The organism is Mediterranea massiliensis (genome assembly GCF_900128475.1).
Taxonomy (GTDB): Bacteria; Bacteroidota; Bacteroidia; order Bacteroidales; family Bacteroidaceae; genus Bacteroides; species Bacteroides massiliensis_E.
Genome location: NZ_LT635836.1, coordinates 22,066 through 36,962, shown reverse-complemented (window position 1 = coordinate 36,962; position 14,897 = coordinate 22,066). Strand labels below are relative to the sequence as shown.

Here is a 14,897-nt window from a genome sequence, read left to right as displayed (position 1 = left end):
GAGAATTAATATCTGATATTTGATATTTGATATTTAATATTTAATACTTAAATCTTCTCTGTCCTTCCCTCCGTCACATACCACAGATATCCTTCCATCTGTTTCGGGTCATACCCCATGCGCGTCAGCAGCTGCATGTAGTCCTTCACCTGCCGGATGTACTGTTTGCTGGGCTTGCCGAACTTGAAGTCCACCACCACCAGCCGTCCGTCCTTCATCATCACGCGGTCCGGACGCCGGTTCCTCAGCTCCCCGTTCTCCGTCCAGATGATGTCACATTCGTTGAACAGCCGCCACGTCCCGTCGTACCACTCCTTCACCTGCGGCAGTTCGAAGGCCCGTTGCGTCAGTGCCCGTATTTCCTCCTCCGTCTCCTGTCGTCCTATCACCCCCTCGAACACCAGGCGGCTGATGGCCTCGTCGATGTCCGCTTCCGTGCGGATGGCCGAGAACAGCGTGTGCAGCAGCCGTCCGCGGTCGATGAACCGTTGTTCCGATTCCTCCTCGTCTACGCCCGCGATGAAGTCCGCCGAGCGGTTGGACTGTCTGAACTCCACCTCGTGCTTCAGGCTCTCCATCACCACCGGCCGCTTCGTGGCCTTCCGGGCCAGCCGGTTCGTCACCTCCCGTTCCGCCTTCTCTTCCGAGGCACACAGCTCGCCCCGTTCGTAGCGTCCCGCATCCTCGTCCCAGGTCCCGTGTCCTCCGGCTGCCAGGCGGGGCAGGGCATAGCCCAGCAGTTCCGCCATCGTCCCCCGCTGGTCCTTCCGGCTCCACACCAGCAGGTTCTTTCCCGCTCGCGTAAAGGCTACGTACAGCAGGTTCAGGTTGTCCACCCACAGCTGCAGCCGTTCCTCCAGGTAGTCCTCCCGGTACACCGATTCCGCCATCGCCGGCGAGTAGTTCACCGGCACCAGTCCCAGCCGGTTGTACGGTCCCTCCTTCGGCGAGCACCACACCAGCTGGCTGTTCGTCTCGTTCTCCGTCTTCCAGTCGCAGAAGGGGATCAGCACCGTGTGGAACTCCAGTCCCTTCGACTTGTGGATGGACAGGATGCGGATGCCCTCCAGCTCTCCGCTCGGGATGGTCTTCATGCACAGCGTTTCGTCCCAGTAGTGCAGAAATCCGTCCAGGTCCGACGAGTGGCTCTGCAGGTAGTCCGTCACTGCGTCAAAGAAGGCAAACAGGTACGCATCCTGCTTCTCCAGCCTCTTCATTTCCAGCAGCCCGAACAGCTCCTCCAGCAGTTCGTACAGCGGCATCAGCCTCAGTTCCTCGCGGCGGGTGGCCAGCTCCCCGGGCAGGTAGTCTGTCAGCCGTTCCGCCGTCAGGTAGTCCGGGCTTTCCGCGATTCCCTTCACCCCCGTCCGGTAGTTCATCACCAGGGCGGCCAGGGCCACGCTGTCCGTCTCGTCCGTCAGGTAGCGCAGGGCGTCCACCAGCATGCACACCGCCTGCGAAGCATCCAGCCTGAACGCCTCGTCCGACACCACCGGCACCTTCAGCTCCCGGTCAAAGTAGTCCGCTATCGTGGCGATGTTCCGGTTCTTGCGCACCAGGATGGCCAGGTCGTTCATCTTCACCCCTCCGGCCAGCAGCTCCTTCACCGCTTCGCCCAGTGCCTCCAGCGTCACTGTCGCATAGTCGTTCTCCTCGTCCGGTTCCAGGAAGTCCACGCGCACGTAGCCCCTGGCCGTCTCCTTGGGCGATTCCTGAGCCACGTCGCTGTAGGCCACCTTCAGTTCCGTGCATTCCGTCTGCAGTTCCTCCAGGTGCTTGCCGTTCAGGTACTCCACCGCCTCCTTGAACACCCGGTTGTTGAAGTCTATCACGTTCGTCTCGCTCCGTCGGTTCACCTTCAGCGTCTCCAGTCGGATGGGGAAGTGGTCCAGCTTCCGGTCCAGCCCGTTCAGGATGCGCCAGTCGCCGTTTCTCCAGCGGTAGATGGACTGCTTCACGTCGCCCACGATCAGGCTGTCCTCGCCCTGAGCCAGTCCTTCCAGCAACAGCAGGCGGAAGTTGTCCCATTGCATGCGGCTCGTGTCCTGGAACTCGTCAATCATCACGTTGCGGATGGTCGTACCAATCTTTTCGAAGACGAACGACGGGTCCCCCTCCTTCACCAGCCGGTGCAGCAGGGCGTTCGTGTCCGACAGCAGGAAGCGGTTCTGTTCCCGGTTCAGCGTCTTCACCTCCTCGTCTATGTGGTTCAGCAGTTGCAGCTTGTTCAGGTGCTGCCGTGTCAGGCGGCAGCTGTTCACCGTCCGGTTCCGTTGCGGTCTCAGGCGTTCCGCCTCCTGCAGCAGCGGCATCAGGTTCCTTTCCGCCAGGTCCGTAATCTCCTTCCGCTGCTTCGACGTCTTCGCGCTCCAGTTGTCCGCGCTGGCCAGGCATCCCTTCAGGGTGGCGTTCACCACGTCCTTGTCCGTCAGCTTTCCGTCCTTCAGTTTGCGGAAGTAGCTCCCGATGCCCCGGGCTCCCCCCTTCAGGTCCTCCGGCATCAGTCCGTGTCCCTCCAGTTCCCCTTCAAACTGTTCCCCGAACGCCTTCATCTGCTCCAGCGCCTCCGTTTCCAGTTCCTTCAGCGCCTCCTTGTACAGCTTCATCATCTGCGGTTCGCCCAGGCATTCCCTCAGTCGGTCTCCCTTCTCCAGGTAACTCTCGTCGAAGATGTTCCGTCCGAAGCTCTTGATTTCGTCCGACACGTTCCAGCGCTTGTCGTCGGCGATGCGTTCGTTGATGTAGTCCAGCAGCCAGCCCATCACCGGTGCGTCCGGCGTCAGCTTCTCGATGAGGCTGTCCACCGCCTCGTCCAGCACCTCCGCGTTGTTCAGTTCGATGTTCAGGTTCGGGCTCAGCTCCAGTTCGCGGGCCAGGTTCCTCATCACCGACTGGAAGAACGAGTCGATCGTCTCCACCCGGAAGCGGCTGTAGTCGTGCAGCATGTACAGCAGGGCCGTTCCCGCCCTCCGTCTCAGTTCCTCGGTGGGGATGCGGTCCTTCAGATCCTCGCGGATGCGGTTCAGGTACGCTTCCGAGTCCCGGTCGCCCTTCCAGATGCCGTACAGCTGTTGCACGATGCGTTCCTTCATCTCCCCCGTCGCCTTGTTGGTGAAGGTCACGGCCAGGATCTGCCGGTACGCCCTCGGGTTGGCGATGAGGTGTTTGATATATTCCACGGCCAGGGTGAACGTCTTTCCCGATCCGGCCGATGCTTTGTAGACAAGTAGTTCCATAGTCAGTCTTCAGATGGATGATACGCAAAGGTACAAAGAAGGCACGGATTACGCGCCTTTTCCGTCCGGAAAAATCCTTTCCGTCCCTTGTCGGTTCGTCCCGTTGGAAAAAGAAAAGTCCCGGTCCGGAACGTGCTTGTTTCCGGATCGGGACCATTGGGATACGTATGGGATGTTACTCCGATAGATTTTGTGTTTCTGTTTTTTACATATCCGAGCCGCTTGTACCTCCCGAGTGCTCGTTGGCGTCAACGACAACATAGGAAAAGTCTACGCCGGTATATTTGGTCAGTTCCACCGTATAGTTTCCAGTGTTCAGTTGGAACGTATACGAGATGTTCTGATAGTTGCCCACTGCTTTCCAGTACAGGATGCTTCTTCCACCGAGGTTGGTCGTGAGGTTGCGGCTGACGGTGAACATGTTTTCGCTTCCTTCATTGGACTCGATGGCTTTTTTGATGAGCGATGCCAGTTCCGAGTCGATGGTGGCGTTGAAGCTCCAGCCCATTCTGGCTTCGTAGGTCAGGGGAATGTTGTTCATGGCCTCGTAGCTTCCGCTGTTGTCCACAGTACCTTCGTTGAGTACTTCCGTGCCTTTCTGTCCCAGTGTACGGTTCGAGTTGACGTGGAACTCATACGAGCCTTCCAGTTTGCCCGAAGTCAGTACCAGCTGATAGCTGTTGGTCGCAGCATCATAGGTAGCGTCTCCCAGGCTCTGCAGGTTGTTGGCTCTGGTTGCCGTTGTACCGACTTTGTAAACAGTCATCTTGCTGAATCTGGTCTCTGTATTGCTGGGGTTGTTCACGGCCAGGATGATCGGATTCTCTTCCGTAGCGGTGATTTCGCCGTTGCTTGTTTCCACGTAGATGGCAGAAACCGAAGACGACACATTACCCTGCGTGGTCGAGCTGATGTTGCTTTCGGGGATGTAGGAAGTCATGGACACTTTCGTTCCTTCTCCTACAGCTTCGTTCGGGATGTAGGCACCTATTTCCTCAATGTCGGATATTGCTTCATCGTTGCTCGCTTCGGTTACCTTTTCCGGTTCGATGATGACATTGGCGTTGGCCGGAATAGCCACAGCTTCTGCCTTTTGTGTCATGTTAATTGTAATGGCCACTCCAGAGCGGTTCGTCAATCCTGTCAAGTTGGCGGTAGCCGTTGTGTTCAGGTATCCGTCCTTGGCAAATTCGACGGTATATTCAGAAGCCTTGTCCACAATCAGTTGGAACGTTCCGTCGGCTTTTGTTGTCACGGCGTCATATCCGGTTGTGCTCACCGTTACACCTTCCACCCCGGCATTGCCGTCGCTCACTACTCCTTCAATGTAATACTCTACATTGCTCGTGATGGGGTCTTCCACTTGTTCGGGAGTCTTTTCATCGTCCGAGCAGGCTCCCATGCCCATGCCGGTAGCAGCCAGCAACAGGGCCATAACTAAGAATTTGGATGTTTTCATTTTGCTGTTTAAACGTTTAAATGTTGGTTCTTATTTAGTTTGATTCTCTCCGATTATTTTGTCACAATGCCTGGTCAGGTAGTAGCGGATGTAGTCGGGTTGGTAGAATCCCTGGCTTCGGTTGCTTCCCGGCACCGTGTTGTATTCCCTTCCCAGTTTCCGGTCGATGTATTCCCCGTGTGCCACCATGTTATACTGGAAGGCGAAGTAGTCGGCCGGTTTGATTCTCATACCCTTCCACCGTTTGTATTTTTTCCCGGGCAGTGGGATGGCAAAGTTGAATCCTCCGTTCAGTTTTCCTCCTGCCACCATGGCAAATACCCCCACCGTATATTCTCCGAAGTGTCTGACGGCGCTTCCTTTCACGCCGTAGTCGCCGTACACGAAGCGTGCAGCTTCACCTTCCACTTCGAGGTTCCATTGGGGGATGTACGTCCTTCCGCAGACCGATGCGTTCAGTTTGGGCTGTCGGGTCACGGTCCATTCCTTGTCCGCGAAGAGCGAGTACACCGTCACTCCCGCCTTGGCTCCCAGTTCCCACCTGCCGTCGTCCGTTCTCCAGAGGGCATCTGCCTGTGCGCCCATCCGGTGGTTGGTAAATTGTCCGGCGGCCATTGTCAGGGTCCATTTCCTTTTCAGGTAGAAGCTCTGGCTCAGCGTCACGCATCCCGGCCTTATCTGCGACTGTTCCCCGTTCAGGTTCCAGGCGATGGGCAGAATCACCTGTGCGGTCAGTTCCCCGCCTTTCCACAGCGGCATTTCCAGGGTAGGCGCCAGACCTACGGCAAAGGTATACAGCTTGTTCAGGCTCGTATTTTCGAGGAACACCTGCGGATACACCGTCAGGTCCGGTCTCCAGGCGCTTCGTGCCTCTGTCCGTGTCCCTTCCAGTTCCTTCAGGGCTCCGTCCGCATTCCGGTTCAGTTCCATCTGTGCGAACACCGTTTTCAGGTCTGCCGTTCCGTTCCGGTAGGCTTCTGCCAGTTCGGGTGCGATGTCCACCCTCAGTTGCGGCATTCCGTTCCGGTCCGTCACCACCAGTGTCAGTCCGCCGGGGTTTTCAAGGGCGTTCAGGGCCGTTTCGATGGCCATTCCCAGTCCGGTCAGTGAGCTTCGGTAGGCCCGGTCCTCAAAGGCCACGGTCGTTCCCGTCTCGGTCTGAGCCGTGCGGATGTTCTCCATGCCCACTTCGGCCAGTTTCGTGCCCACCTGTGCATAGGCGGTTGCGGCAGTGGTGGCCATCAGCAGGAAGAGCGTTCCCGCCAGTTTTCTCCAGTGTCCGCTATGGTTGTTCTCCGTCATTTTCATTGTTTCAGCAGTCCGAAAAGCCCCTTTTTCTTTCGGTTGGACTTTTCCTGTTTGTCCGTGTTCCTGTAGAGCTCCTCGAAGGTCATTCCCTTTTCGATCATGCGGTAGATGTCTCCCCAGTCGGGCAGTCCTCCCAGGTTCCGGTCGTCGATGAAGAGGTCCGCCTTCAGCTTTCTCGAGAAGCCCCGGTGTTCCTTTTCCTCTTCCGGGTAGTCCTGGTTCACGGCATAGAATTCCACGCCTCTTTCGCGGCACCATTCCACCGCCTCCTTCAGCAGTTCGCCTTCCCTCACGGTCCACAATATCAGTCTGTGGTGTTGTTGGATCAGCATCTTCAGTGTTTCGGTCGCAAACGGGATTTCCGGTCCTATTTTCGGATACCGGTGTTCCACGATGGTGCCGTCAAAGTCAATGGCTATGGTCATGGCGAATGGTGAATGGTTAATGGTTAATGGTGAATGGTGAATGGGTTAATGCAGCAGTACGCATTCGTATCGGATGCCTCCTGCCACGCTCTTGAATTCCCGGGTGAAGGCGTGCAGCGACACGTGTTTCCACAGCCTGACGGCTGCTCCCACGTTCACCCCCTCCGTGTCATATTCCGCCGTCACCAGCAGGTCCTTGCAGAATCCCGGCTGGTAGCTCACTCCTCCGAACACTCCTTTCTGCACGCAGTGGTCGTTGGTGGGGAAGAAGTATCCCGCCGTCACGGCCAGCCGGTCCTCTCCCGTCAGGCTGAACCCTTTGGTCAGTACGCCGTAAATCGAGCCGTAATAATTGTTTCCCGTGTTTCTGAAGGGGTCGTTGGTGCCGATGACCACGGCCGGTGTATATTTCCCTTCCTTCAGCGGACGGATGCGTGCGGTCATCGAGCGGTCCTGCTGGAAGTATCCCCGTTTGCCGTCGTAGCGCGTAGTTTTCAGCAAGGTCGATCGGTAGCTCAGTTCCACGAAGTTCAGGAAAGTGATGTTGGCAAAGTAGTTGCCCGTATTGAAGTTGAAGGGAGTCATGCCGTTCGGCACGTAGTTTCCTCCGAAGAGGAACGTTCCGTCCTCCTGCATGTCGGCGGTCGGGATGTTCATCAGTCCCGTGTTGCCCATGGCATACTGTGCTTTTGCAGTTGTTCCCAATGCCAGGCATAACCCTAACAGCAGTCCTGCCGTCGTTTTCATCCGCGTTGCGCACATGTTCGGTGAGGAAATTCTGTTTTTGTTTGCGGGGAGGGGGGAAGGGAGAATGGATGGATTGTCTTTTTCAGCCGTCCGGATACGGCTACGCCCTTGCCTGTCACAAGTCTTTACTCGATCAGGCTTCTGTTTCTCTCCTAAAATCGGTGCGAAATTACAAACTTTGTTCAGTATAAACAAAGAAAAAACTGCTTTTTTTATGTTTTGCAGCAGTTTTTTCTTGTTGTTTGCAGTATAACGATGTCCGTTTCTTTTTTCTTATCGTTCCGCTCTCATCGGGTTGTGCAGGAAGTTCTCGTACGCCAGGCGGATGCCCTCGTCCAGGCTCGTCTTGGCTTCCCATCCCATGGCCTTCGCCTTGCTCACGTCCAGCAGCTTGCGCGGCGTGCCGTTCGGTCGGGTGGGGTCCCACAGGATTTCCCCTTCGTAGCCGATGATCTTCGCCACCTTCTCCGTCAGCTCCTTGATGGTCAGTTCCTTGCCTGTACCCGCGTTCACCGTCTCGTTGCCGCTGTAGTGGTTCATCAGGAACACGCACAGGTTTGCCAGGTCGTCCACGTACAGGAATTCACGCAGCGGACTTCCGTCGCCCCAGCACGTCACCTGCTTCAGCCCCTGCACCTTCGCCTCGTGGAAGCGTCGTATCAGGGCCGGCAGCACGTGGCTGTGTTCCGGGTGATAGTTGTCGTTCGGTCCGTACAGGTTCGTCGGCATCACGCTGATGTAGTCCGTCCCGTACTGACGGTTCAGGAACTCACAGTATTTCAGTCCGCTGATTTTCGCCAGCGCATACGCCTCGTTCGTCTTCTCCAGTTCCGACGTCAGCAGGCAGCTCTCCTTCATCGGTTGCGGAGCCATGCGCGGATAGATGCACGACGAGCCCAGGAATTCCAGCTTCTTGCATCCGTTCTGCCAGGCCGAGTGTATCACGTTCATCTCCAGTATCATGTTCTCGTACATGAAGTCCGCCAGCGCTTCCTGGTTGGCCACGATGCCACCCACCTTGGCCGCTGCCAGGAACACATATTCCGGCCGTTCCTCCGCGAAAAACTTCTCCACCTGGTCCTGTCGCGTCAGGTCCAGTTCCTTGTGCGTGCGTGTCACGATGTTCGTATATCCCTGCCGTTGCAGTTCCCTTACGATGGCCGATCCCACCATTCCCCGGTGTCCGGCCACATATATTTTTGCTGTCTTTTCCATTTTATTTTTTACCACAGATTACACAGAGTTTCACAGATTAGAATTGAATATCAATACCTCATATCTGATATTTGAAATCTGATATTTGATATTTATTTCACGATTCCCTTCTCCAGATACTCCGCCAGGTTCGTCCTCATCACGCTGGCCACATGGTCCGCCGCCACCTTCTGCATGTCGTGCGCCACCATGATGCGCACCAGCTCCTCGAACGACGTCGATTGCGGGTTCCATCCCAGCTTCTCCTTCGCCTTCGTCGGGTCACCCCACAGGTTCACCACGTCCGTCGGGCGGTAGAAGTCCTTGCTCACCTCCACCAGGCACTTGCCCGTGGCCTTGTCGTAGCCCTTCTCGTCGATGCCCTCGCCCTGGAACTCCAGTTCGATGCCCGCGTGCTTGAAGGCCAGGTAGCAGAACTCCCTTACTGAGTGCTGCACGCCCGTCGCAATCACGAAGTCCTCCGGCTTCTCCTGTTGCAGGATCAGCCACATGCACTCCACGTAGTCCTTCGCATAGCCCCAGTCGCGCAGCGAGTCCAGGTTGCCCAGGTACAGCTTGTCCTGCTTGCCCTGTGCGATGCGTGCCGCCGCCAGCGTTATCTTGCGTGTCACGAAGGTCTCTCCGCGCCGTTCGCTCTCGTGGTTGAACAGGATGCCCGAGCAGCAGTACATGTTGTACGCCTCGCGGTATTCCTTCACGATCCAGTATCCATACAGCTTTGCCACCGCATAGGGCGAGTAGGGGTGGAACGGCGTCAGCTCGTTCTGCGGCACCTCCTCCACCTTTCCGTACAGCTCCGAGGTCGAAGCCTGGTAGATGCGGCACGTGTCCGTCAGTCCGCAGAGTCTCACGGCCTCCAGCACGCGCAGCACGCCCGTAGCGTCCACGTTTGCCGTAAACTCCGGCGAGTCGAAGCTCACCTGCACGTGGCTCTGTGCCGCCAGGTTGTACACCTCCGTCGGTCTCACTTCGCTCATCACCTGTAGCATGCTCATCGAGTCCGTCAGGTCCGCATAGTGCAGGTGGAAGTTCGGCAGTCCCTCCAGGTGCGCGATGCGTTCGCGGTAGTCCACCGACGAGCGTCGGATGGTGCCGTGTACGTCATATCCCTTGTTCAGTAAGAATTCAGCCAGGAACGATCCGTCCTGTCCTGTGATGCCCGTAATCAGGGCTACGTTTCTCTTTTCCATAATTTTGTGTATCGTTAGTCTGTCCTTATCTGTGCTGAAATTTCTGTTTCTTTACATCAGGTTTCCCGTTTTTCTTCGGTTCTCCTGCTGTTTGCGGCTGCAAAGGTAATGAAAAAACAAGGAAACAAACAAACTTTTTCCTGCTGTTTTCAGCACAGATTGTTTTTCTTGATGTTTGTCACATTGCGATATGGAATGGGGGAATTCTTTCTCACCACAGATTACACAGAATTCCACAGATTTATAATGTAAAGGTGTGAAATGAAAACAACATCCAAACAAGTGCAAAGAAAACGGCTTTATTACAGGGATTTATAAGGGTATTGTTATTTGCAGTTGTTTTCATTGTTTGCAGTTGTTTGGTTCTTTTTTGGTGCATTTTTGTTTCTTGTTTGTTCCTTGTTTTGGATTATTATTCGTACCTTTGTGGCAGAAGAAACAAAGAGGGATTTCCTATGGCACGAATAAGACAACCTAAAAAAGTGAAGGAGCCTGTCCGCCTTCGGATGAAGGACTTGAGCGACGGGAGCAAGAGCCTGTATCTGGACATATACCGTAACGGCAAACGGACCTATGAATATCTGAAGATGTATCTCATCCCGGAAACCGATGAGAATGCACGCAGGCGGAATAAAGCGACAATGAATGCCGCCAATGCCATCAAGTCGAAACGCATTATCGAAATGACCAACGGTGAGGCCGGTATTGAGAACGAAAAGGAGAAAGTCTTTCTGCTGGACTGGATGCAAACCTACAAGGAGAATCAGGAAAAGAGGGGAAAGAAAGACGAGAACCAGATTAAGGTGGCCATCCGCATTATCGAGGACTATGCGGGGAAAAAGGTTACGCTTGACCAGATAGACAAGGCGTTCTGCCAGGGCTATATCGACTATCTGATGATGGAATACCGTCCGAGAGGCAAGCGAGTGTCGAACTTCACGCTCAAGAATTATTACCGGGTGCTGAACAGCGCCTTGAACGCGGCTGTCCGTGCGGAACTCATGAGGTCGAATCCCTTTGACAAAATAGACAAGTCGGACAAAATCCGGCTGCCGGAAAGCAAACGCTCCTACATGACCATCGAGGAGGTGAAGGCACTCATCGCAACGCCTATGAAATATGAGGAGATAAAGTGTGCCTATCTGTTCTCCTGCTTCTGCGGCCTGCGCATCAGTGATGTCAAGAGGCTGCAATGGAAGGATGTCTTTATCGACAAGGGGCAGTACCGTCTGGCGGTATCCATGAAGAAGACCAAGGAACCGATTTACCTGCCGCTTTCATCCGAAGCCTTGAAATGGATGCCGGAGCGTGGAGACAAGGCTCCGGACGACCTCGTGTTCGATTTGCCAAGCGGAAATGAGATAAACCGCCTGTTGAAACCGTGGGCCAAGGCTGCCGGCATCAACAAGCGATTTTCATTTCACACAAGTCGGCACACCTTCGCCACGATGATGCTGACCCTCGGTGCAGACCTTTACACTACCTCGAAGTTGCTCGGCCATGCGGATGTAAAAATGACCCAGGTATATGCAAAGATTATCAACAAGAAGAAAGACGAGGCAGTCAATCTTGTAAACGGTTTATTCGACTGACAACAGATCCATTATCATGTCAAATTTGCGGACATATTTATTGGGTGTAGCTTCGGTTGTCCATGCAATCGAAGTACATCCTATTATCATAATTTATCAATCAATTAAAAGTAATTCGACATGAACAGACCAGAAAATGGTCTTCTCTCTTTTTGGAGGGAAGCAACACTGCCGTCACATCGCGGCAGAACAGGATGTAGCGGAAGAACTTTTCGCACTGCTCGCTGAAGCGAGGGAAATCTATCTACATGATGTCGTGGCAGGCGGCAAACGGTATGGCCGCTTTGTGGATGACTTCATCAACAGTCACCGGTACATTGATTGTGGCAACGTAGTCTGCCGGAACTGCCACGCAATGAACCTTCACATTGCCAAGGTCCTTCTGACCGACCTGGCTGAACGCACCCGCCTTTTATTCGTGGCGGACACCTTTTCATTCGAGAACTGCATGGAACTGAAAAGGATGTATGACATTTCAGACCCCGGCTCTCCCGCCGACCGGGATGAAACCGGCTTTTCCCTGAATGCTCCACCCATTTCTTTTGGCTGTGATTTGACCAAAGAACAGATGACAGGTATCGTGGCTTGCGCCAATACTTATCATCTGTTTTGCGTTTCTACAGTCCGCATGGAGGATATGGAAGCTCTTTTTGCTTGCAAGAGGGGATTTCAAATCCGGGTGAACAACATCCGCCATGTGGCCGTACTCTTCGATGCCCTTCTTGAGAGGTCATACATACAGGCGCACTGGCAGTCTGTTCTCGCTCGCGGAGGGTTCCTGCTGTCGAAAGACGGGAAACGTACCGTCTCGGCTACCAGTCTGTCATCGGCTTTGTCTGCAACAAGAAATAAAATGACCTCGGTGGCATACGGCATCCGAAAAGCCGTGAGCGAACTGGATGAATGAAAGAAACTGCCAAGAAACCAAACATGTGAAAAGTAAAAGCGTGAGAGTTGCCATGACACTTGCTTAGTGTCATTGTCTCTCGTCCGGATATAGCGGACACATCGCATAACTTTGGCCTCCGTCAGCGCAATGCCCAACGGAGGCTTGCTTTTTCATTGTCAAATTTAATCATACACATAATGCAGAACAGAACAACATTCATGGAACGGCTGAGCGAAAGGCTCACCACAGTCGAATCGGTACTGAAGAAACTGGAACCGGTCGAAAACCTGCTGAAAAGGCTGGAGATGCTTGAGGAGTCTTTTTATTCCACCAAGAAAGTATTCACATTCCAGGAGGCGTGCGTGTATATCGGCGTATCGGAAAGCATGTTGTACAAGCTCACCGCCAACAAGGAGATTCCACACTACAAGCCGAGAGGCAAGATGGTTTATTTTGCCAAGGAGGAGCTGGATGAATGGCTCTTGCAGAACTGCGAGCCAGCCATAGACGACGCGACCCGGATGGCCGCCGAATCCGCAACCGTTGAACCATTCTTTAATCGGAGACAAAATGGAAAGCGAAAGAAGGACTAACATTATCGGGGCGGAACTTGATGACAGCCGCCTTTCGGACATCCTGTCCGCCTCGCAAATAAAGGTGACGGACACTTACGAAACACCGCCGCAGATTATCTGGATTGACAATTCGACCATCGCCACGCTCGGCAACTTCAGCGCATCGACAGGCAAGGCGAAATCGAAGAAGACCTTTAACGTGTCGGCCATTGTCGCCGCTTCCCTGGCGGGTAAACAGGTGTTGAACTACCGGGCACATTTGCCCGAAGGGAAGCAGAGGATCCTGTATGTGGACACGGAGCAGAGCCGTTTCCACTGCCACAATGTATTGGAGCGCATCCTCAAGTTGGCAGGGCTTCCGGACACAACGGACAACGACAGGCTCGACTTCATCTGCCTGCGCGAATATTCTCCTGCCATCCGCATAGAGGTCATTGACTATGCACTAAGACGTAGCAAAGGCTACGGGCTGGTGGTCATTGACGGAATACGCGACCTGATGCTTGATATCAACAGTACCAGTGAATCCGTGGAAGTCATCAATAAAATGATGGAATGGTCGTCGAAATACGACCTGCATATCCACTGCGTGTTGCACCTGAACAAAGGGGACAATAACGTGCGTGGGCATATCGGTACAGAGATGAGCAACAAGGCGGAAACGGTGCTGGTCATCAACAAAGACAACGAGAACCCCAGCATCAGTGAGGTGCACGCCCTGCATATTCGAGAAAAGGAGTTCAAGCCGTTCGCTTTCACGATAGACGAAGCCGGGCTTCCCATCATTGCGGAAAGTCATGCCGTGAGCGAACACCCCAGACCGAAAGCACGGACCAGTTTTACAGACCTGAGTATCGAGCAACACCGGGAAGCCCTTGCCGCTGCTTTTGGCGACAAGCCCATTAAGGGATTCGAGAACATGCTCCAGGCACTCATGACCTCCTACGAGGCAATCGGTTTCAAACGCGGCAGGAACGTGATGGTCAAGCTGCTACTTTACCTGACCGACAACCTGAAGCTGATACGCAAACGGGATAAGCTATTCTATTATGACATGAGTCCGGCAGAAGCCATGCTTTTCGACGAGGAATGACGGCGGGCGCGGGCATCTATAATTCAGTTTAATTTAGTACATATATATATAGGGAAACAAACTAAACTAAACCGGTTTGATGAAAACAAGTGAAAGAAAAACGACATGAACATATCGGAAGCAAAACAGATACGCATCGTGGATTTCCTGGCACAGCTCGGACACCATGCGCAGTATGTGAAATCGAAACAATACTGGTACCTCTCACCATTCCGGCAGGAGGACACACCATCGTTCAAGGTGAACGACCGGCTCAATGAATGGTATGACTTCGGGGCGGCTACCGGGGGCGACCTCGTGGAACTGGGAAAGCACATGTACGGAACGGACAGTGTAAGCGAGGTGCTGGCCTGCATCGAACGGCACGCCGGAACCAATGAACTGCCGAGGGTTCGGCTTCCGGCGGTGATGCTCCGGCCGGTGGAAGCGGAAATGAAGGATATAAGGGTGGTGCCGCTACGACACCATGCGCTGCTGTCGTACCTCCATTCCCGGATGATCGATGCCGACATCGGAAAGATATTCTGCAAGGAAGTGCATTATGAGTTGCGCAAGCGACACTATTTCGGACTGGCATTCTGTAATCTGTCAGGAGGCTATGAAGTGCGCAACCCTTACTACAAGGGCTGCCTGAAGAATAAGGATGTTTCGCTGATAAGCCATACGCACGGCGAGACGCAGGGCCACGTGTGCGTCTTCGAAGGATTCATGGACTTTCTCTCCTATATGACCCTGCGGCAGGCCGGAGACAGGGAGATATGCCTTGAAGTTCCTTGCGACCATCTCGTGATGAACTCCGTAAACAACCTTAAAAAGGCATTGGGACACTTGCAAGAATATCCGTTCATCCATTGCTACCTCGACAATGACCTTGCCGGACAGAAAACTGTGGAAACCATCGCCATGCTGTTCACCGGGAAAGTCAACAACGAAGCCTACCGGTACGACGGCTACAAAGACCTGAACGACTATTTAAGAGGCAAAAGACGCTGACCCGTTCAGTGTGTCGGAATTTATGAAGCTCTCCTGACGGAGGGCTTCTTTTTTTGTCTGCCAATGCGCATTTTCAAGTATGAAACAGATCTCAGAATATGATTTTAGAGTATGATTTTTAGAAATACCATAAATCTTATTAAGGAAGCAGCAATTTGTATTTCAATTATTTCTT

General features: G+C 53.9%; 12 protein-coding genes. 5 read left to right on the top strand and 7 right to left on the bottom strand.

What is annotated here, in order from left to right:
* Positions 1 to 47: 47 nt before the first annotated feature.
* The 7 genes from BQ7483_RS04755 to gmd form a co-directional block, all read right to left on the bottom strand.
* Positions 48 to 3,236 carry a UvrD-helicase domain-containing protein gene (locus tag BQ7483_RS04755; RefSeq protein ID WP_072545064.1) on the bottom strand — a complete coding sequence of 1,063 codons (3,189 nt, stop codon included), beginning with the start codon at positions 3,234 to 3,236 and terminating at the stop codon, positions 48 to 50.
* 205 nt (positions 3,237 to 3,441) lie between these two features.
* Positions 3,442 to 4,695: a carboxypeptidase-like regulatory domain-containing protein gene (locus BQ7483_RS04750; RefSeq protein ID WP_139247535.1), complete on the bottom strand. Its 1,254-nt coding sequence runs from the start codon at positions 4,693 to 4,695 to the stop codon at positions 3,442 to 3,444.
* Positions 4,696 to 4,725: 30 nt separating this feature from the next.
* Entirely contained in the window at positions 4,726 to 5,997 is a 1,272-nt protein-coding gene (locus BQ7483_RS04745) for a TolC family protein (protein ID WP_162274244.1), read from the bottom strand.
* A gap of 2 nt (positions 5,998 to 5,999) precedes the next feature.
* Positions 6,000 to 6,428, bottom strand: a complete 429-nt coding sequence (locus BQ7483_RS04740; RefSeq protein WP_072545060.1) for a BT0820 family HAD-type phosphatase — start codon at positions 6,426 to 6,428, stop codon at positions 6,000 to 6,002.
* A 45-nt stretch (positions 6,429 to 6,473) separates the two neighbouring features.
* On the bottom strand, positions 6,474 to 7,175 hold the full coding sequence (locus BQ7483_RS04735; RefSeq protein WP_235847306.1) for a YjbH domain-containing protein: 702 nt from the start codon (positions 7,173 to 7,175) through the stop codon (positions 6,474 to 6,476).
* A gap of 273 nt (positions 7,176 to 7,448) precedes the next feature.
* Complete coding sequence (locus BQ7483_RS04730) at positions 7,449 to 8,390, bottom strand: GDP-L-fucose synthase family protein (protein WP_072545056.1); 942 nt, start codon at positions 8,388 to 8,390, stop codon at positions 7,449 to 7,451.
* Between the two features lie 92 nt (positions 8,391 to 8,482).
* On the bottom strand, positions 8,483 to 9,580 hold the full coding sequence (gmd, locus tag BQ7483_RS04725) for a GDP-mannose 4,6-dehydratase (RefSeq protein ID WP_072545054.1): 1,098 nt from the start codon (positions 9,578 to 9,580) through the stop codon (positions 8,483 to 8,485).
* Positions 9,581 to 10,035: 455 nt separating this feature from the next.
* Here gmd and BQ7483_RS04720 point away from each other — a divergent pair, with 455 nt between their 5' ends.
* From BQ7483_RS04720 to BQ7483_RS04700, 5 genes are all read left to right on the top strand, one after another.
* Entirely contained in the window at positions 10,036 to 11,172 is a 1,137-nt protein-coding gene (locus BQ7483_RS04720) for a site-specific integrase (RefSeq protein ID WP_072545052.1), read from the top strand.
* A 136-nt stretch (positions 11,173 to 11,308) separates the two neighbouring features.
* The gene (locus BQ7483_RS04715) at positions 11,309 to 12,079 is read left to right on the top strand and encodes a hypothetical protein (RefSeq protein WP_072545051.1); all 771 of its coding nucleotides are present in this window, start codon (positions 11,309 to 11,311) and stop codon (positions 12,077 to 12,079) included.
* Positions 12,080 to 12,279: 200 nt separating this feature from the next.
* Complete coding sequence (locus tag BQ7483_RS04710; protein ID WP_174490725.1) at positions 12,280 to 12,654, top strand: helix-turn-helix domain-containing protein; 375 nt, start codon at positions 12,280 to 12,282, stop codon at positions 12,652 to 12,654.
* Complete coding sequence (locus BQ7483_RS04705) at positions 12,632 to 13,729, top strand: AAA family ATPase (RefSeq protein ID WP_072545049.1); 1,098 nt, start codon at positions 12,632 to 12,634, stop codon at positions 13,727 to 13,729. Before BQ7483_RS04710 ends, BQ7483_RS04705 begins: the two co-directional genes overlap by 23 nt.
* A gap of 105 nt (positions 13,730 to 13,834) precedes the next feature.
* Positions 13,835 to 14,722, top strand: coding sequence for a toprim domain-containing protein (locus tag BQ7483_RS04700; RefSeq protein ID WP_072545047.1), 888 nt, complete (start codon positions 13,835 to 13,837; stop codon positions 14,720 to 14,722).
* Positions 14,723 to 14,897 lie beyond the last annotated feature (175 nt).